The sequence below is a fragment of the Metallosphaera yellowstonensis MK1 genome (genome assembly GCF_000243315.1).
GTDB classification, from domain to species: domain Archaea; phylum Thermoproteota; class Thermoprotei_A; order Sulfolobales; family Sulfolobaceae; genus Metallosphaera; species Metallosphaera yellowstonensis.
Map to the genome: position 1 here is coordinate 459,196 of NZ_JH597768.1, position 16,492 is coordinate 475,687.

18 protein-coding genes and 1 tRNA gene are annotated in these 16,492 nt (G+C 44.5%); 8 read left to right on the forward strand and 11 right to left on the reverse strand.

Features of this window, described 5'->3' with window-relative positions; translation table 11 throughout:
- The 3 genes from METMK1DRAFT_RS10090 to METMK1DRAFT_RS10100 form a co-directional block, all read right to left on the reverse strand.
- Window positions 1-1,014 carry an adenylosuccinate synthetase gene (locus METMK1DRAFT_RS10090; protein WP_009073660.1) on the reverse strand — a complete coding sequence of 338 codons (1,014 nt, stop codon included), beginning with the start codon at window positions 1,012-1,014 and terminating at the stop codon, window positions 1-3.
- A gap of 156 nt (window positions 1,015-1,170) precedes the next feature.
- Window positions 1,171-2,214 carry a formate--phosphoribosylaminoimidazolecarboxamide ligase family protein gene (locus tag METMK1DRAFT_RS10095; protein ID WP_009073662.1) on the reverse strand — a complete coding sequence of 348 codons (1,044 nt, stop codon included), beginning with the start codon at window positions 2,212-2,214 and terminating at the stop codon, window positions 1,171-1,173.
- Window positions 2,214-3,212, reverse strand: coding sequence for a formate--phosphoribosylaminoimidazolecarboxamide ligase (locus tag METMK1DRAFT_RS10100; protein WP_009073664.1), 999 nt, complete (start codon window positions 3,210-3,212; stop codon window positions 2,214-2,216). The genes METMK1DRAFT_RS10095 and METMK1DRAFT_RS10100 overlap by 1 nt, the downstream gene beginning before the upstream one ends.
- A gap of 58 nt (window positions 3,213-3,270) precedes the next feature.
- Between METMK1DRAFT_RS10100 and purB the strand changes: the two genes are divergently transcribed.
- The 4 genes from purB (at window position 3,271) to tes (ending at window position 7,507) form a co-directional block, all read left to right on the forward strand.
- Window positions 3,271-4,629 carry an adenylosuccinate lyase gene (purB, locus tag METMK1DRAFT_RS10105; protein ID WP_009073665.1) on the forward strand — a complete coding sequence of 453 codons (1,359 nt, stop codon included), beginning with the start codon at window positions 3,271-3,273 and terminating at the stop codon, window positions 4,627-4,629.
- Between the two features lie 25 nt (window positions 4,630-4,654).
- A tRNA-Thr gene (locus tag METMK1DRAFT_RS10110) sits at window positions 4,655-4,739 on the forward strand.
- A gap of 15 nt (window positions 4,740-4,754) precedes the next feature.
- Window positions 4,755-5,693 carry a thiamine-phosphate kinase gene (locus METMK1DRAFT_RS10115; protein ID WP_009073667.1) on the forward strand — a complete coding sequence of 313 codons (939 nt, stop codon included), beginning with the start codon at window positions 4,755-4,757 and terminating at the stop codon, window positions 5,691-5,693.
- 68 nt (window positions 5,694-5,761) lie between these two features.
- Window positions 5,762-7,507, forward strand: coding sequence for a tetraether lipid synthase Tes (gene tes / locus METMK1DRAFT_RS10120; protein ID WP_009073669.1), 1,746 nt, complete (start codon window positions 5,762-5,764; stop codon window positions 7,505-7,507).
- A gap of 23 nt (window positions 7,508-7,530) precedes the next feature.
- Here the strand turns inward: tes and METMK1DRAFT_RS10125 are convergent, their stop codons facing one another.
- From METMK1DRAFT_RS10125 to METMK1DRAFT_RS10155, 7 genes are all read right to left on the reverse strand, one after another.
- Window positions 7,531-8,154, reverse strand: coding sequence for a 2,5-diamino-6-(ribosylamino)-4(3H)-pyrimidinone 5'-phosphate reductase (locus METMK1DRAFT_RS10125; RefSeq protein ID WP_009073671.1), 624 nt, complete (start codon window positions 8,152-8,154; stop codon window positions 7,531-7,533).
- A gap of 168 nt (window positions 8,155-8,322) precedes the next feature.
- The gene (locus tag METMK1DRAFT_RS10130) at window positions 8,323-8,847 is read right to left on the reverse strand and encodes an MBL fold metallo-hydrolase (RefSeq protein ID WP_009073674.1); all 525 of its coding nucleotides are present in this window, start codon (window positions 8,845-8,847) and stop codon (window positions 8,323-8,325) included.
- Window positions 8,844-9,521 (reverse strand): phosphoribosyltransferase family protein, encoded by a 678-nt coding sequence (locus METMK1DRAFT_RS10135; RefSeq protein ID WP_245544618.1) that lies wholly within the window; start codon window positions 9,519-9,521, stop codon window positions 8,844-8,846. Before METMK1DRAFT_RS10135 ends, METMK1DRAFT_RS10130 begins: the two co-directional genes overlap by 4 nt.
- Window positions 9,522-9,634: 113 nt before the next feature.
- Window positions 9,635-11,065 carry an Asp-tRNA(Asn)/Glu-tRNA(Gln) amidotransferase subunit GatB gene (gene gatB, locus METMK1DRAFT_RS10140; RefSeq protein ID WP_009073678.1) on the reverse strand — a complete coding sequence of 477 codons (1,431 nt, stop codon included), beginning with the start codon at window positions 11,063-11,065 and terminating at the stop codon, window positions 9,635-9,637.
- Window positions 11,066-11,071: 6 nt separating this feature from the next.
- A complete protein-coding gene (cdd, locus tag METMK1DRAFT_RS10145) occupies window positions 11,072-11,464 on the reverse strand; it encodes a cytidine deaminase (RefSeq protein WP_009073680.1) in 393 nt (130 codons plus the stop codon).
- Window positions 11,445-12,092: a uracil phosphoribosyltransferase gene (gene upp / locus METMK1DRAFT_RS10150; RefSeq protein WP_009073682.1), complete on the reverse strand. Its 648-nt coding sequence runs from the start codon at window positions 12,090-12,092 to the stop codon at window positions 11,445-11,447. Before upp ends, cdd begins: the two co-directional genes overlap by 20 nt.
- Window positions 12,093-12,096: 4 nt before the next feature.
- Window positions 12,097-12,339 (reverse strand): 30S ribosomal protein S28e, encoded by a 243-nt coding sequence (locus tag METMK1DRAFT_RS10155; protein ID WP_009073684.1) that lies wholly within the window; start codon window positions 12,337-12,339, stop codon window positions 12,097-12,099.
- Window positions 12,340-12,410: 71 nt separating this feature from the next.
- Here METMK1DRAFT_RS10155 and METMK1DRAFT_RS16630 point away from each other — a divergent pair, with 71 nt between their 5' ends.
- Both METMK1DRAFT_RS16630 and ndk read left to right on the forward strand, forming a co-directional pair.
- The gene (locus tag METMK1DRAFT_RS16630; RefSeq protein WP_009073685.1) at window positions 12,411-12,596 is read left to right on the forward strand and encodes a 50S ribosomal protein L24e; all 186 of its coding nucleotides are present in this window, start codon (window positions 12,411-12,413) and stop codon (window positions 12,594-12,596) included.
- Complete coding sequence (gene ndk, locus METMK1DRAFT_RS10160) at window positions 12,596-13,021, forward strand: nucleoside-diphosphate kinase (protein ID WP_048087819.1); 426 nt, start codon at window positions 12,596-12,598, stop codon at window positions 13,019-13,021. Before METMK1DRAFT_RS16630 ends, ndk begins: the two co-directional genes overlap by 1 nt.
- On the opposite strand, the gene infB is transcribed toward ndk, so the two are convergent.
- Window positions 13,008-14,804 (reverse strand): translation initiation factor IF-2, encoded by a 1,797-nt coding sequence (gene infB / locus METMK1DRAFT_RS10165; RefSeq protein ID WP_009073689.1) that lies wholly within the window; start codon window positions 14,802-14,804, stop codon window positions 13,008-13,010. The genes ndk and infB overlap by 14 nt on opposite strands.
- 87 nt (window positions 14,805-14,891) lie before the next feature.
- On the opposite strand from infB, the gene METMK1DRAFT_RS10170 reads away from it, so the two are divergent.
- Window positions 14,892-16,184 (forward strand): NAD(P)-dependent malic enzyme, encoded by a 1,293-nt coding sequence (locus METMK1DRAFT_RS10170; RefSeq protein WP_245544619.1) that lies wholly within the window; start codon window positions 14,892-14,894, stop codon window positions 16,182-16,184.
- A 56-nt stretch (window positions 16,185-16,240) separates the two neighbouring features.
- Window positions 16,241-16,492 (forward strand): DNA-directed RNA polymerase subunit H, encoded by a 252-nt coding sequence (locus METMK1DRAFT_RS10175; protein WP_009073694.1) that lies wholly within the window; start codon window positions 16,241-16,243, stop codon window positions 16,490-16,492.

Here is a 16,492-nt window from a genome sequence, read left to right on the forward strand (position 1 = left end):
TCACTCACCCAGTTTCTCCTTTCTTAGGTCAATCATATCTAACGAGTCTTCTCCAGTTCCTATCAGTGTTACTGGAACTTTTAGTTCATTCTCGATGTTTTCTATCCAATTCCTCGACCCAGCAGAAAGCTTGGAGTAGTCGCGTACGTGCTTGTCCTGTTTAAAGATGGCGTCCAGTTTTGTTATAGCGACTTGGGTAGCAGAGTTAAGTCTTACTGCCCTCTTGGCTAAGCTAATGTTGAAAGGAGCAACCCTCCTAGGTCTTCCGGTGACAGTGCCCTTCTCCACGAGTCCCATCTCTTCCGCTTTCTCCCTAGGAAGTTCTCCTTCTAAGTATCCCTCTCCCACTCTACTCACAAAGGACTTAAACACAACTATAACGTCTCTCACGTACTTGGGCCCAACTCCCACTTCGCTGAGAACCCCGCCAGCAGTGGTGTTCCTGCTCGTGACAAAGGGGTACTCCCCATGGAATAAACTCAGGTAGGTTCCTTGGGTTCCCTCAGCTATTACACTGTTACCTTCACGTATGGTCTCAATTATGGTTTCTGGGACGTCACCTATCACGCTTTCCAGCTCCCGAAAGTCCTTAGCCAACCTGAGCTTTCTTAGGACTCTCTTGGACTCTGCAGTCCCTACCCCTTGTCCGGTACTGCCTATGATCTTCATCAGAAATTCGTCTCTTTGTTCCTCCAACACCTCCGCTTTTGTTATGATGCCCACATGAGGGTCAATTAGTATTCTTGACTTGGAGTTGGTTTCCTCAAGTTCCTTCTCAAGCTGTTCAATTGAAGTTAAGAGCCCAGGTCCCAGGGCCAACTTAACGTTTGGGTTGACGAACGCTGAGGGAATCACTCGTATCTTCCAAGTCCTGCCCTGATAATTGACTGTATGCCCAGCGTTTATGGAACCGGTTCTCACGGCGAGGGTATAGCCACCCTTTAAGCCTAGGTAAGAAGCAACTTTCCCCTTGCCTTCATCTCCATAGAATCCTCCCACCAAAATATCTAGCATTAGACACCGTTTTGAATAGTGACTTCCTTAAGTATAAAAACGTCACTTGCCGTAATCTGTCATTACAAAATCCATTAGTTCAGTGGAGTGATCCACCCAGAGTCGAGAAAATTATAATCATAAACTTTCGTTGTGGCAATACTCCTGTTAAGTGCTTTAGCTAAGGATCATCTCCTCCCGTTTCTTTAGGATTCCTTCTTTTATTTCTATGGCAATCCTACGGCCTAAACTGATCGGTTTACCGAAATAGAGTTTAGAGTACTGGCTCCCTATCCCCATGTAGGCGTTGGTTCCCCCACCTATCCTTGGGGCAACGTCGAAGACTACAGTCTCAAGTTCTGGAGTAACTGCAAGTTGTAATGTGAAAGGTCCTATTATGCCAGGGGGTTCTAGTCTCTTAGTGGCTTCAACGAAGGAATAGCCGAGCTCAAAAAGTTTCTCTAGGAGACTCTCCCTTATGGTGACTGGTTCATGGCCTACCTCGATAAGCCGAGGTAACTTCCCTAACTTCAGTTGAACTTCGGCCGGCAACCTATAGAGGGAATCCCAGTCTGTCTGTATTCTTCTATCTATACTAATAATTTCTACTCTATCAAACAAAGGAGAATAAAAGTAATTAACATTAAAATGGGCTCCAAAAACAAACTCTTCTATTACCATAGATTTGAGACTCTCGTTATCTATTATTCCGTCCCTAAGCATTGTTCTTATTTTGTCCTCTAGGTCACCTCTGTCTACGGCTAGTAGAAACCCTCTTTCCACCCTTCTTTTGGCTTCAGGCATCTTTACTATCACAGGTCCCTCCACGTTATCTATCGAGAAGGTCTTAGGTCTTCTAATTTTGGCTTCGTCCAGTATTCTGTAATAGTTTTTCTCTCCAATCCTTTCCTCCCATCTAAGAATTCTCCTATTTCCGAAGAACCTAACGTTCATGGTCTCTATGGCATCATAACCGAGATAGACTGCCATACTCCGATTCGGCACGATGACTGCATCGAGCTCCACGAGCCTGCGCTGAACTACCTCACTGGAGATCTCCATAAAGTCGTTCAAGACGATACACTCATCTACGACTCTTCTGAATTCTAAGTAAGGTCTTTCTCTCCCCTTTTTGCACAGAGCTATTGTCCCAAAACCTTCATCTTTAGCCCCATCAAAAACGTCCAGTGCTGAATGGCTGGCCAGAGCCGAGATCCTCACTACGTGGTCACCTCTGCTAGCTTGTTCCTCTCCATAGCTAGATTTATTTCTCTCGCTATTCTCCTTCCGACACTCATGGGTTCGTCCCAATAAAGCCAGCTGTAGGGACTCCCGTAGGTGTAAAGATTAGTGCCAGCAACTATCCTCCCAGAGAATTCGAACACCACGACGTCCAACTTATCCGTTACGATGCTCTCTAGGCAAAACGGACCTATCATCCCTGGAAAAACCAGTTCCCTGGTAGTATTGACGAATCTTTCGGCGTAATCGAAGACCGAAGGTAATATGCTCTCTCTAGCCACGGCTGGAATATTTCCAGCCACCACGAAGGTTGGATCGATCCTCATATCTGGTGGTAGCCTTCTTAGCCCATCCACATTCGTTTCATACCTGATGTCTATCCCAGTTATCTCCACTCTACTTAGGATAGGACTATAAAAGAACTGAAAGTACATGGGAATTCCAACAATATACTCCTGGATAATCAGGTCAGACTTATCCTTAATCATTCCTGACTTCAGTAGGTCATTAATACCCCTCTTTACCTCCTCCTTCGTCCTCGCTAAGAAGTAACCTTTGCCTCCCTTGGCTCCTGGTAGCTTGACTATGACAGGCCTGTCCACATCTTCTTCGTCCTCGAACTTCTCAGGAACCTTAATCTTGCTACGTTCCAGAAGGCTCATTTTTTTATGCTGGTTCGCCTCCCAAGGGAACAGTTTCCTATTACCGAAAATAGGAACAGTTATCTTGCTAACCCTATCCATACCGAGATATTCAATCAGACTTCCATGGGGCACGAATACAGAGTTGCGGAAGCTGTTTATCCCTAGTACGGCCTCATCCTCATTACTGTAACTGTAAAAGTTGTCGATAAAAGCAAATCGTCTATAGAAATTTTCTCTGGAATAATTCGCTATTATTCCAGTTTCAAAACCCTCCTTTTTAGCTCCGTGGAGGATCTGCAGAGAGGAGTGGCTGGCTAGAGTCGTGATCAGCATTTTCCACAACTATCAACATAAAGAGGACATTTTTAAGCTTCCCGAAACTTTCCATCTCATGGATTACGTGTGTCCGCTGGATTGGAGGTATGGTAGTGAAGAGATGAGAAAGATCTTTGAAAGGGAGTCCGTACTGAAGTATAGAATAAGGGTAGAGTTGGCTCTACTTAATACCCTCTCCGAGTTAGGTTATCTCCCTAAGACGGACGTCGAGCTTGTGAGCAGAGTAGCTTCTAAGGTAACCCCAGAAGAAGTAGATATCTTAGAGGCCAAGTTGGGCCACGACATCATGGCGATGGCCGTGGCAATTGCCGACAAGGCTGGTGAGGCAGGCAGGTTCGTTCACTTCGGAGCAACCAGCTACGACATAGTGGACACAGCATATGCCCTCATGCTTAAGGACGCGTTGAGCATATTGAAGAGCAAACTGGTTAACGCATTAGAGGAATTGAAGGACATGGCTTTAAACTACCGAGACATGATAATGGTGGGAAGGACTCACGGGCAACACGCACTCCCCATAACTTTTGGATTTAAGGTCGCTAACTACCTGTATGAGCTGAGTCGGTCCCTAGAGAGAATAGTCGAGACCGAGAAGAGGGTAATAAGGGGAAAGATGAGTGGGGCTGTGGGTACTATGGCTGCTTGGGGAGATAAAGGGATTCTGATAGAAGGCGCTACGCTTAAACAATTGGATCTAGAACCCCACTTCATCACTACACAGGTAGCTCCAAGGGACGGCTTCGCGGAGCTGCTTTCTAACCTGGCGATTCTTGGATCTGTGCTAGAGAGGTTTGCCCTTGAAGTTAGAGAACTTATGAGGCCAGAAATAATGGAACTAGCTGAAGGAGTAGGAGGTAGGGTAGGGAGTAGTACCATGCCGCAGAAGGAGAACCCAGTTACGTCCGAGAAGATCTGCGGCCTCTCGAGGATCCTTAGGGGACTGGTTGTGGCTCAGATGGAAAATATCCCTTTGTGGCACGAGAGGGATTTAACCAACAGCTCTAGCGAGAGAATAACTATCTCCCATGGTCTTCTGATCATCGATGAGATGCTGGAAAGTTTCTTAGAGCTCTTGAAGGGGTTGAGAGTGTTCCCGGAGAACATGATGAGGAACCTCAAACTAACTAAAGGTACAATAATGGCAGAGAGTCTTATGGTTAGGCTGACCCTCAAGGGCCTTCCAAGACATAAGGCGCATGAGATAGTAAGTAAACTATCTAGAGAGGCTTGGAGGTCCGGAAGGGAACTTTATGAGGTGGCCTTAAATGATCCTTCAATCAGATCATCTTTCACCCCTGATGAGTTGAGGACAATCCTAGATCCCTCAACGTATCTAGGGATGTACAGGCAGCTCATCGAGAGGACTATTGCGTTTTACGAGAAGGTTAAGGAGAGTTCCGGAGTAACAGTTTAATATGCCTCAAAACCGATTTTTAGTTGCCGCTGTAGCTCAGCTGGTAGAGCGCCGGCCTCGTATCGTGGAGTGAGAGCCGGTGGTCGCGGGTTCAAATCCCGCCGGCGGCTTCACGGTGAACTCGGATGAAAATGAAGGATATTGGGGAACATGAGTTTATTTCTAAAATAGTCTCGAAATATATATCTTCAAACCCTTATTCTGACGTATATGTTCAGGATAACATAGCCCTCAAAATAGATGGGTTTCCGTTGAAGTATTCGTTTCCTTTCATGGATTCCTACGATTTAGGGTGGAAGGCTGTAGTGGCTACCCTTAGCGATCTAATATCATTTGGGTCGATACCAGTAACTGTTTTGGTTTCTATTGGCGTGAATCCAGAGATAGAGATATCGGAAGTGGAAAACATGTTAAAGGGAATAAATGACGCATGCGCCTACTATAACGCCAAATTCGGAGGCGGCGATACCAATTCCGCTAATGGCTCTGGATGGATAGACGTGTCGGCCTATGGGGTCCTATCATGTAAGGAGAGGCCGGTGCCAGTTCCAGGCGATTTAGTCTATATGACTGGAGAAATAGGATTAACAACAATGGTCTTCATGGAACTCCTTTATAAGAATGTAGGAGTTCTGCCTAAGGAGTCTGTGGACAGAATACGACATCCCGTCATTCCTAGGCCGTTAATCAAGGCCAATGAGGAACTATGCGAAACAGTGTCGGTTTCATCCGATGTGAGCGATGGATTACTAATTACGCTACATAAACTCACGAAATTAACCAACCTCGGAATGGAGTTATGGAAAATACCGCTCGCTACCGTGGCGGAGGAGTTCATGTCATCTAAAGGCTTGCCTCTCGAAGAATTATTGAGAGTTTCTGGCGAAGAATACGAAACAGTCTTCCTTGTGAAGAAAGAAAGCGAGCCTCTCTTCACACACATCATGAAGAAGTGGGGGATACGAGTAACGAAGATAGGTAAGCTCGTAGAATCGCCTTTAATTCGATTGGGGAATAAGGAAATAGAAGTGCATGGATGGGATAATTTCAAGGGATGGTTTTAACCATCTAAACCACTTATAGAGTGAATATACTTATATACATTTCACGGTAGAAGTGTAGAAGAGAAATCATGGCTCAAGCTGAAACTGAGGCTAACAGAGGGTTCAGGTTATTGCCTGCACCTTCAAAATTCGAGGATGGAGTTGTAAAGTTTGGCGATAGGGACATTAAGATTGGTGGGCCTCTCCCCAAACTCGCCAGTGACGAAAAGCTAATTAGGGTAACTCACTCGTTGTGTCCAGCCTGTTATAGGCTCCTCCCAGCTACTATTTTCGAAAAGAACGAAAAAATGTACATCAGGAAAATTTGTCCCGAACATGGTGAGTTCGAAGATCTATATTACGGAGACGTAGGAATGTACTATAAGTTCGATTACTGGGAATATGAGGGAAAGGGGCCTAAGGTACCATACGTTGATCTCAAGTCTCCATGTCCTTATAACTGCGGACTTTGCCCGATGCACCATCAGCATTCCGCTTTAGTGAACTTGGTCATCACCAATAGGTGTGACCTTTCGTGTTGGTATTGTTTCTTCTATGCAGAGAAGGCTGGATACGTCTTTGAACCCACGCTGGAACAGATAAAATTCATGGTAGATCAATTGAAGAGGCAAGACACTACTCTAGTTATCCAAGTCACTGGAGGGGAGCCGACCCTAAGGGAGGACATCATTGAGATCATAAGGCTACTTAGAGAGACGGGAGTTAAGCACATTCAGCTCAACAGTTGGGGGGGAACGTTTGCGAAGATGTATATGGCAGACCCTGACAAGGCAATAAGGTACGCCATAGCCCTAAGGGAAGCCGGAGTAAACACGGTATACATGAGCTTCGACGGTACGACAAGAAAGACCAATCCTAAGAATCATTGGGAAGTCCCCTATACGTTTGAGGTATTTAGGAGAGCCGGGATCACGAGCGTGGTATTGGTACCTACAGTGATAAAGACCGTTAATGATCATGATCTAGGTAACATCGTCAAATTTGCAGCTCGGAATATGGACATAGTGAGGGCGATAAACTTCCAGCCCGTGAGCTTAACTGGAATGATGAAGAGAAACATGAGAGCTAAGTTTAGGATTACGATACCTGAGGTGTTAAAGAACGTAGAGGATCAGACTGACGGAGAGATAACGAGGGACAGTTGGTATCCTATAGGTACATCAGTGGTGTTCTCAAGACTTGTGGAAGCCCTGACGGGTAAGGAGCAGTTCGAGATGGCCAACCACCCAAGTTGCGGTGCCGGAACCTACGTTTACGTTGAGTGGAGAGAAGGTCAGCCACACTTTATACCCATATCTAAATTCATTGATCTGGAGGGTCTGCTCGAATACTTCAAGGAGAAGTCTGAAGAGCTAAAGGAGGGAGCTAACAAGTACTGGGTCGGCGCGAAGATACTCTATAACATAAGGAAGTTCATAGACAAGGAGAAGGGACCAAAGGACTTCGATGTGTTTAAAATGCTATACAGCGTAGTCATGAACCACAACTACGAGGCGTTGGGAGAGTGGCATTACAGGACGTTGTTCTTGGGAACTATGCACTTCATGGATCTCTATAACTACGATATCCACAGAGTAATGCGCTGCGACATCCACTACGTCGTTCCTGACGGGAGAGTGATACCGTTCTGCACCTATAACGTTCTTAATGATTTATACAGGGATAAGGTTCTAAAGGAGTACCAGATACCCTTAGATGACTGGATAAAGAAGCACGGAGAGAACAGCCTTGGAGACGCCATGAAGTACCGAAGAGTAGCAAGTACACTAGAAAAGGGAGAGATATACAAGACCACCTACGCTGGGTTTGAATAGATACGATAAGTTTAACCTTTAATTTATTTAATTTTGTACTTTAATATTATTTCTTTTCCGCATTGGCAAAAGTATGAGTTCTCGAGAACAAGCCTCGGTGCATCCTTACCTGGGAAGCCCTCGCCTTGAAAGACGTTAACTCCTTCTCCAAATATCGTGGGTGATATTGTGAGCCTGAGTTCATCTACGCAACCTTCCCTCAGTAGAGCCCAATTTAGCTTGCCTCCACCCTCAACCATTACCTTCCTTACATTAAAGTGTTCTCCAAGATCCGTTATGATATCGCAAACTGTTCCGAATCTCCTCACGATAACTCCCCGACTAATGAACTCCCTAAGTTGAGGACTATCAGCTTTGGTGTAAAGAATAGTCGTGGGAGGCGTTTGAAAAACTCTATAGGAAGGATCTAAGTTTCCAGACTCACTTACAATTACCCTTACAGGATCCTTTCCTTTGAAGTACTTTAATTTAAGGGATGGATTATCCACCCTTACGGTGTTTGCCCCGACCATTACAGCGTCGACCTCTGATCTCAGCACATGTTGTCTTATTTTGTCGTATGGGCAACTTAATTCACTGAACCCGTCCCTTGAGGCGAGTCTACCGTCAATACTCATTGTGCTGGAGATTATGACGAATGGCCTCATACTAGGGATTTGACGGTTCTTAGACTATAAAACCAAACCCTCAAATCACACCTATCTCTGATTTCGCACTCTACACAACAATTGTAGCAAATATCGATCCCCTTTATTCTACAAGACTTGAGAACTTTAGGTCTATTACACACTCCACAATACTCCTCGTATACCATACTAGACACGCACGTAGTCGTATAGGCCTAACACATATTTAATCTTTGGAGATATTGGCCTCAACTTTGATGCCCCAACGAAGAGGTTTTCGCCAAACTTAACGAGAATGGAACCTGGGGTAGGAGAACCACTCCTGATGATCTCCACATCTCCTATCCTCATTTGATTATCTCTTATAACTAAAGAAATACGCGAAGGTTTATACTTCGTATTCCCGCAGTTACCGTGTCTGACCCCAACTGAATCTAGTTCGTGCACTACAACTTTTACTCCCAAAACTTCTGAAATAAAAGAAGTACCGGCAGCAGCGTCCCTTAAACAGCTGGTCAATATGAGGTAGTCAACCCTGCTCTCCCCACGAGAGATCTCCAAAACGTTTCTGATCACGTTTACGGGATCCTCGATCCCCCCAGTATCTATGAGGATAATCGCCGAATCGGTCTGAAGAAGATAAGCGTTAGACTCGTTTCCTTGCTCCCTAGAGCCTACAAGATAAACGTTCCTTCCCAGCTTAGCTACGCTCAAATCTTAAACATGACCTCCGTAGCGTAATTGGTCAGATCTCTAATTGAAGACTCTTGGGCCACGATAAGGAGGATTCCAGCAACAGTACCTCCCCCCTTCGATATCAAACTTATGGAGGACCTAATGGTTTTCCCAGTTTTCATCACGTCGTCAACAATTAGTATTCTATCGTCTTTTGAAACAAAATTCTTCCTCACGTATACGTTAGTTACTACACTATCTGCCTCCTTCATGCTCTCTTCTAAGTACTCCAGATATATGGAGTCCTTATGTTTCTTGGCAACGAGGAGAGGCTTGCCCAGGATCATTGATGCCATAGTGGCGAAGGGAACCCCGTTTGTGGCTATGCTGAACACTTTGTCCACTCTGCCGAACTTGGAAAGTATAGGCTCCATGGCGAGCCTCAATAGGCTCGGATAGTGGAGAAGCTCAGAGGTGTCTATGAAAGAGTCTGGATATATCTTTATTTTGTCCTTGAAGAATTTCTGGAGAAAATCTCTGTTCGTGGTCCAGCTTAGCAGCTCTCTGGCTTGCTGCTCACTTGGCACCGTTGTTCCGTTTACGTACCTACATAATAGACTCTCCTGAAGACCGAAGATTCTTGAAAGCTCTTTGTAAGTATAAGTCCTTTTCAGTTCCCTCAGTATATCTATCGCTAGCAGCCTTTCTCTCATCTCCCTATCTTTGCTTGTATTTTGCATCAACGATATATCACCCTCCGCATAACATGCTAAAGGATGATTGGGATTTTAAGTGCTGAGAAAGTGATGATAAACCCACGCCCTGACTATACACCAAGCTTTCTCCTTATCAATTCATTTACGAGTTTAGGATCGGCCCTCTTGCCAGTCTTCCTCATCACCTTGCCTACAATGTAGTTAGCCACCTTAGGGTCTTTCTTAACTTTCGTGACTAGCTCGGGCTCTTCTGTGATAACTTCCTCAATTATAGTCTCTATCAGCTTCTCATCGGATACTCTGGTTAATCCTAACTCATCTACTATCTCCCTAGGCATCTTCCCCTCAAGGATAATCGTGGGCAGAATTTCCTTTGCTATTTTTATCGTAATAACGCCTGAGTCTAACAACTGCATCAGTTGTACTATATGTTTTGGAGTAGCCTTGGAGTCGCTAAGTTTCATGTTCCTATCGTTTATCCATCTGAGATAGTCGTTAATGAGAAGGTTCGAGAGTCTCTCGTAATCCTTCACTTCAGCGGAAGCGGCCTCAAAAAGATCTGCTAATGCCTTATCCATGACGAGCACAGTGGCATTATATTTGGAAATACCATACTGTTTTGACAATCTTTCAATTCTTGAGTCAGGTAATTCTGGAAGAGTTTCCTTCACTCTTTCAATATACTCCTTCGTTATCGGAAGAGGAGGTAGATCTGGATCTGGGAAGTATCTATAATCCTCGTCCGTTTCTTTGACTCTCGAAGATACAGTAACTTTCCTGTCCGAATCCCAATGTCTAGTCTCTCTCTGAACCTTAAGACCCTGGAGTATTGCTGCTCTTTGTCTAGCAGACTCGTATTCTATTACGTCCTTCACATCGCTAGGCGACCCTACATTTTTAACTTCTACTCTCTCCCCACCAGTGACTGAGATGTTCACATCAGCCCTCATGGACCCCTCTATGCTACAGTCACAGACATCAAGGTGTTCCAGGATGGACTTTAATTTATCAAGGAAAGATTTAGCCTCCTTGGCATCCTCTATGTCGGGTTCAGTTACGATCTCCAACATTCCTATCCCAGATCTATTATAGTCTAGGAGAGTGTAGGGACTAGTCAAGATAGAGCCAGTAGGATAGACGCTCTTGGCAGGATCTTCCTCGATATTTATTCTCCTTATCCTAATCTTTTTCTCTCCTAACCACACTGCCCCGTTCTTAGCTATAGCTGCAGTTCCAGGGCCGTCATATTGCGATATTTGATAATTCTTGGCCATATCTGGATAAAAATAATGCTTCCTAGAGAACATTAATGAAGGTGCTATATCACATCCTAATGCTAAAGCAACCATAATCGCCTTCCTGAGGGCCTCCTCATTTAGGACTGGAATCGCCCCAGGCAAACCCAGGCATACTGGACACACATCAGAATTTGGGTCAAGATTTACATAGTTAGACGGGCAGGAACAAAACAGTTTAGTCTTAAGCGAGGTTATATGAACATGTACCTCGAGGCCAACCTTTATTTTAAGTTCCGAGCTCATCATAGATCACCTGAGGGAAAACGCTCTCGGTAAAAGTTCTCTCAAGGAACTCTTGAGAAGTTTACCTCTTTCGTCTAGGGTAAGTACCTCAATATCACTGTCAAACTCGTGTAAGACTTGTCTGCAAGCTCCACAAGGAGAGATGCCCTTTCCTTCGGCTGTCACTACTGCAATCTTCTTAAAGTTTTTATAGCCCATGGAGATCGCTGCAAACACCGCGACCCTTTCTGCACACATTGATAACCCATACGATGAGTTTTCCACATTTGTTCCAGTGATTATCTTGCCCTCAGTGGTAAGGATCGCAGCCCCTACTCTTATTCTAGAATAAGGCGAATAGGAATTTTTAGCTGTCTCCATTGCACTCCTAATTAACTGTTCATCCGAAGGATCTGTCACCAGCGTCACCTAGTCCAGGAATTATGTATCCCTTACTATTAAGTTCAGGATCTACCGAAACTGTAAAAAGCATCACGTTTGGGTGCCTCTCCAAAATTCTCCGGACTCCGTACTTAGATGCAATAACTGAAGCTATTATCATCCTCTTTGGCGAAGATTTGCTAACCTTTTCAATAACCTTAAGCATAGTGCTGGCCGTTGCAATCATTGGATCCGCAACTATCACCACATCATTTTCAGTTATTCTAGGAATTTTTTCATATGAAATTATTATTTCCATTTCTTTCGGGGGCTCAGGGGCCTCAATTTCTTTTCTAGACGCAGCAATGATACCTTGTCTAGCTGCAGGGAATGCCTTTAATAGACCCTCAACTAATGGAGTAGCTGCCCTTAACACGTTTATAATTACAATATTATCCAAATCCCTAATTACGACACCCCTGGTAGTAACCCCCAGTGGGGTTCTTACCGTGACGTAATCAAAGTCCAGATAGTTAGCGATCTTATAGCCCATAAGCCTTCCAAGTCTCACCATACCCTTCCTGAACATTACTTGATCTGTCCGTTCGTCCCTAAGTTGTGTGAGTATATGTAAAAATAAAGGTTCTTCCAGGAGAACAAGAGGCATGAAGTTACCTCTTTGTGGTGAGCTTCCTTGCCTCTCTTTCAGTTTCTCTGAGTATTACAATATCTCCTAGCCTCACTGGTCCCTTAATGTTTCTGGTGAGTATCCTTCCTTTGTCTCTACCCTCAAGAACCCTTACTCTAACTTGAGTAACCTCTCCAGTAACTCCCGTTCTATCCAGGATTTGGATTACTTCTGCTGGGAATCCGAACTCCTCTATTATGGAAGAGGTCTGTTGCTTCTCGCTCATTATTCCTAACCTCTAATAAGGTAATAGCAATTCACTTATATACTTCACTCAGAGTGTTAAGATGAGTTCATATGGTTTCGTCGCATAGGTGCAGCTTTTGTGGCACAGAGATACCGCCAGGAACTGGTATGATGTACGTTAAAAATGACGGGACTATTTTATGGTTCTGTTCAAGTAAGTGCAGAAAATATATGCTAATTCAAAGAAAGGACGCTAAAAGGCTCAAGTGGACAGAGGCTTACTCGAGGGTTAGATGATGTCTCTGCAAAAGACGTTCGTTATGATCAAGCCAGACGGAGTGAAGAGAAAGCTGGTGGGTGAAATAATAGGCAGAATAGAAAGAAAGGGCTTGGACATAATTGCCATGAAATTGGTGAAGATGTCTAAGGAGGCTGCAGAAAAGCTCTACGAGGAACACAAAGGGAAATCGTTCTATCAAGACCTAGTGAGTTATATCACTTCAGGACCGGTTCTCTGCATGGTTGTAGCTGGAGACGAGGCTGTAGCAGTGATGAGGAAAATGATCGGTGCTACTGATCCTAAGGAAGCATCTCCAGGAACCATAAGGGGAGACCTAGCTTTGTCTAAAGGAGAGAACGTAATCCACGCTTCAGACTCAGAAGAGAAGGCAAAAAAGGAGATGTCGATATTCTTTTCCGATAGCGAGATCATAGCTGGATAGTCGCACCGTAGAGCGGATTCTCCGTTCTCTTTATCTTTATTATTTCCTTTACGACCTGAAGCATATCGTCAGTTACGACTTCCCTGAAGTTCGTGAACAACGTCTCTAGGTCGTCGGCAGGTATGTCGGTGTAGAGTACCTCTCCCTCCTGGATATGTCTTCCGACCATAATGTTCCCCCTTATAGACAACGCTACTTCCATTCCCGCGGTGGCTTTATCTACGTTCTTCTTGTTGTCCTGGATACCTAAGACCTCACCTATTCTCTTCCCGTCTTCCTTCATTAATGGATATTTAGGCCTTATTATTCCACCTAAGACCTGAACCCCTACTATGACTGGATCACTCCTTCTAAATACATAGCCAGGAAGCAACTTTATCTTCCCCGGTAAGATCAACGAGTCTAAGGTTCTCCTCTTCTTCCTCTCTCTAACTTCGGTTAGGTAGCGTTGAACTTCGTCTATCAATTGATATATAATATCACTATATATTATTTTAACTTTAGAAACGTCCAGCCCAGGCAAGACCTTGACTCTAAAAGCTGCAATCAAATTAAGCTCCTCGCTCTCCTTTCCTGAAAGTTCTGCCTCCATCACGTCCCTTTTACTTATAGGCCCTATATCCGCCACCCTCACAGGGATTCCCAATCTTTCAAATGCTGCCACAAGCGACTCAAGAGATCCTAAGCTGTCTGCCTTCACAACTATTCCTGAAATATTTTTTGAGAATCTAACTTGTGACATCTCCTCCTCAATGCTCTTTTTAAATTCCTCGATTTTTTCAAAAGAGTCCACAGAATATAGTGGAGATCCAGCCAGGGCCTCCTCCAAACCAGGTGCAGAGATCTTCACTCCTGCTGCAGCAACAACTTCATCGATACTTCTGAAGCCACTCTTCGCAATACGCATGTCTTGTAGTGGTGCAGGAACGAAGATGTTTCTGACCTTAGTTGTAATAACACCATTAATTCCCCCCAGGAGTATGGTATCATTTCTCTTCAAGATACCATCATAGATGATCACATCAATAGTGTGACCTAAGCCCTGTTCTTCTTTTACCTCAAGAACTACTCCTTTGGCAGGTCCTTCTGCCACTCTAAGCCTGGTCTTCATGTAGTGTTGGGTGAGTCCAGCCAAAAGTGCCAGGAGTTCAGGGATTCCTTCTCCTGTTTTTCCAGACACTGGTACAATCGTAACGTATTTAGTGAAGTCTCTCACTCGATCGAATCTTTCTGAATTAAAGCCTAACTCAGCAAGCTGAAGAACTAGTTTGTAAACGTAATTGTCAATACTTTTTTGAGTTGCAGCTGCCTGTTTCTTAAGTGAATAAGTGAAAGGCTCGTTCTCGTAAGGTTTCCACCCAGGTATCTTGTCTATCTTGTTTGCTGCCACTATGAACGGAACCTTCTTTTCTTTCAATATCTGTATTGACTCTATAGTTTGTTTCTGTATACCCTCAGTAATGTCCACTACGAGTATGGCGATATCCGCAACACTTCCCCCCCTCTTTCTGAGGTTAGAAAAGAGTTCGTGACCAGGGGTATCTATGAACAACAGACCAGGTATCTCTAATTTGACTGGAATGACGTTTTTAAGCGGTTCAGCTAACTTCTCTATAACAGAACTTGGAACGAAACTCGCACCTACCTCTTGAGTCATTTCTCCTGGCTCCTTCTTCACAATAGCAGTTCCTCGAATTTTGTCCAATAAAGTAGTCTTTCCGTGATCTACGTGACCCAAGACTACCACTATTGGTTGCCTCAGTTTCAATGTGGATTGAACCAAGCCAGAACACCCAGAATTATTGACCGATTGTTTATTTCATTGAAGTTAATCCTTATATATTTTATAAGCTAAGTTGGATTCCCTAGAGTGGGAAGGAAGTTGGAAGACTTCGGTAAACTGGCTCTAGAGATATCTGCCAAGTATAAGGGAAAGATTCAGATAACACCAAAGGCTCCAGTGAGGTCTCTGGATGACTTCTCGGTTCTTTACACGCCTGGAGTGGCCGCGGTTTCCCAAGAGATAACGAAGGACAAAGATCTCTCCTTTCGTTACACATACAGGTGGAACGCTGTAGCCATAGTTACAGATGGTTCCAGGGTTTTAGGGCTGGGCAACATAGGTCCAGAGGCAGCGATGCCAGTGATGGAAGGGAAGGCCTTGATATTCAAATTCCTAGGGGGCGTGGATGCTGTACCCCTTCCCTTAGGTACATCTGATGGAGACAAGCTAGTAGAAACAGTCAAGATTCTAGAACCTGCATTTGGAGGGATAAATCTCGAGGATATAGAGTCCCCGAAGTGCTTCTATATTCTAGAAAAATTAAGGTCTCTCCTCAACATACCAGTGTGGCACGACGACCAGCAAGGGACTGCAGGAGCAACGTTGGCGGGGCTAATAATAGCCCTTGAGCTTAGTGGAAAGAAGTCCTCTGAGGTCAAGATAGTACTTTATGGGACTGGAGCAGCTAACATAGCTACCGCACATCTCCTAAATAAATATGGTGTACCGTACAAAAACATGTACCTTATAGATTCCGCGGGAGTCCTTTACAAGGGCAGGAAAGACGAGGATAAGTTAAAGACCGAAAATCCGTGGAAATATGAGTTACTCAAGGAGACTAACGGCGAGGGAGTGACTACAGTGGAGGAAGCGTTTAGGGGAGCGGATGTCGTAATAGCGGCGTCGAGACAAGGTCCCAATGTGATAAAGAAAGAGTGGATAAGATCAATGGCGGATGATCCCATAGTGTTCGCATTGGCTAATCCAGTCCCAGAGATATGGCCTTCAGAGGCAAAGGAGGCGGGGGCTAAAATAGTCGCTACAGGAAGGGGAGACTTCCCTAATCAGGTCAACAATTCTCTGATATTTCCAGGAGTGTTCCGAGGAGCTCTAGATGTGAGGGCAAGAACCATCACCGACGAGATGGTCATTGAGGCATCTAGGGAATTGGCCAGCCACGTTAGGGAGAGAGGACCTTCACTCGATTACATAATACCCAAGATGACTGAGTGGGAAATATATCCCAGAGTAGCTGCTGCTGTGGCAATGAAAGCATTAAAACAGGGAGTAGCTAGGCGTTCCTTGAGTTATGATGAGCTTTATGAGAACGCGAGGAAAATAATCGAGAATGCGCGTAATCATATGTCCAGCATAGCTTAAATTTTTATAAGCACAGACAGAATGAACTTTCGCTCAGTACACTGAAGGTGTAAGTTATGCGTTCAACTTCTAAAAAGGTGGATCCTAGAGATCATGTTCTCGTCCCCAAACATGAGGTGTTACCTGTTGAGGAGGCCTATAAGATTCTCAAGGAGTTAGGTGTAGGTCCAGAACAGTTACCTTGGCTTAAAGCGTCCGATCCTGTAGCGAAGGTAATAGGGGCAAAACCTGGAGATATAGTTAAGATAACCAGACATAGCCCCGTTGTAGGGGAGTTAGTGGTATACAGGTACGTGGTGAGTGGATAA

What these genes read in the sequence shown, in the direction of transcription:
- METMK1DRAFT_RS10175 (WP_009073694.1), top strand. Translation starts at nt 16,241, where the DNA reads ATGCGTTCAACTTCTAAAAAGGTGGATCCTAGAGATCATGTTCTCGTC.
- METMK1DRAFT_RS16630 (WP_009073685.1), top strand. Translation starts at nt 12,411, where the DNA reads ATGGTTTCGTCGCATAGGTGCAGCTTTTGTGGCACAGAGATACCGCCA.
- METMK1DRAFT_RS10090 (WP_009073660.1), bottom strand. Translation starts at nt 1,014, where the DNA reads ATGCTAGATATTTTGGTGGGAGGATTCTATGGAGATGAAGGCAAGGGG.
- METMK1DRAFT_RS10125 (WP_009073671.1), bottom strand. Translation starts at nt 8,154, where the DNA reads ATGAGGCCATTCGTCATAATCTCCAGCACAATGAGTATTGACGGTAGA.
- purB (WP_009073665.1), top strand. Translation starts at nt 3,271, where the DNA reads ATGGATTACGTGTGTCCGCTGGATTGGAGGTATGGTAGTGAAGAGATG.
- METMK1DRAFT_RS10115 (WP_009073667.1), top strand. Translation starts at nt 4,755, where the DNA reads ATGAAAATGAAGGATATTGGGGAACATGAGTTTATTTCTAAAATAGTC.
- METMK1DRAFT_RS10135 (WP_245544618.1), bottom strand. Translation starts at nt 9,521, where the DNA reads ATGAGAGAAAGGCTGCTAGCGATAGATATACTGAGGGAACTGAAAAGG.
- METMK1DRAFT_RS10155 (WP_009073684.1), bottom strand. Translation starts at nt 12,339, where the DNA reads ATGAGCGAGAAGCAACAGACCTCTTCCATAATAGAGGAGTTCGGATTC.
- tes (WP_009073669.1), top strand. Translation starts at nt 5,762, where the DNA reads ATGGCTCAAGCTGAAACTGAGGCTAACAGAGGGTTCAGGTTATTGCCT.
- ndk (WP_048087819.1), top strand. Translation starts at nt 12,596, where the DNA reads ATGTCTCTGCAAAAGACGTTCGTTATGATCAAGCCAGACGGAGTGAAG.
- upp (WP_009073682.1), bottom strand. Translation starts at nt 12,092, where the DNA reads ATGCCTCTTGTTCTCCTGGAAGAACCTTTATTTTTACATATACTCACA.
- gatB (WP_009073678.1), bottom strand. Translation starts at nt 11,065, where the DNA reads ATGAGCTCGGAACTTAAAATAAAGGTTGGCCTCGAGGTACATGTTCAT.
- METMK1DRAFT_RS10100 (WP_009073664.1), bottom strand. Translation starts at nt 3,212, where the DNA reads ATGCTGATCACGACTCTAGCCAGCCACTCCTCTCTGCAGATCCTCCAC.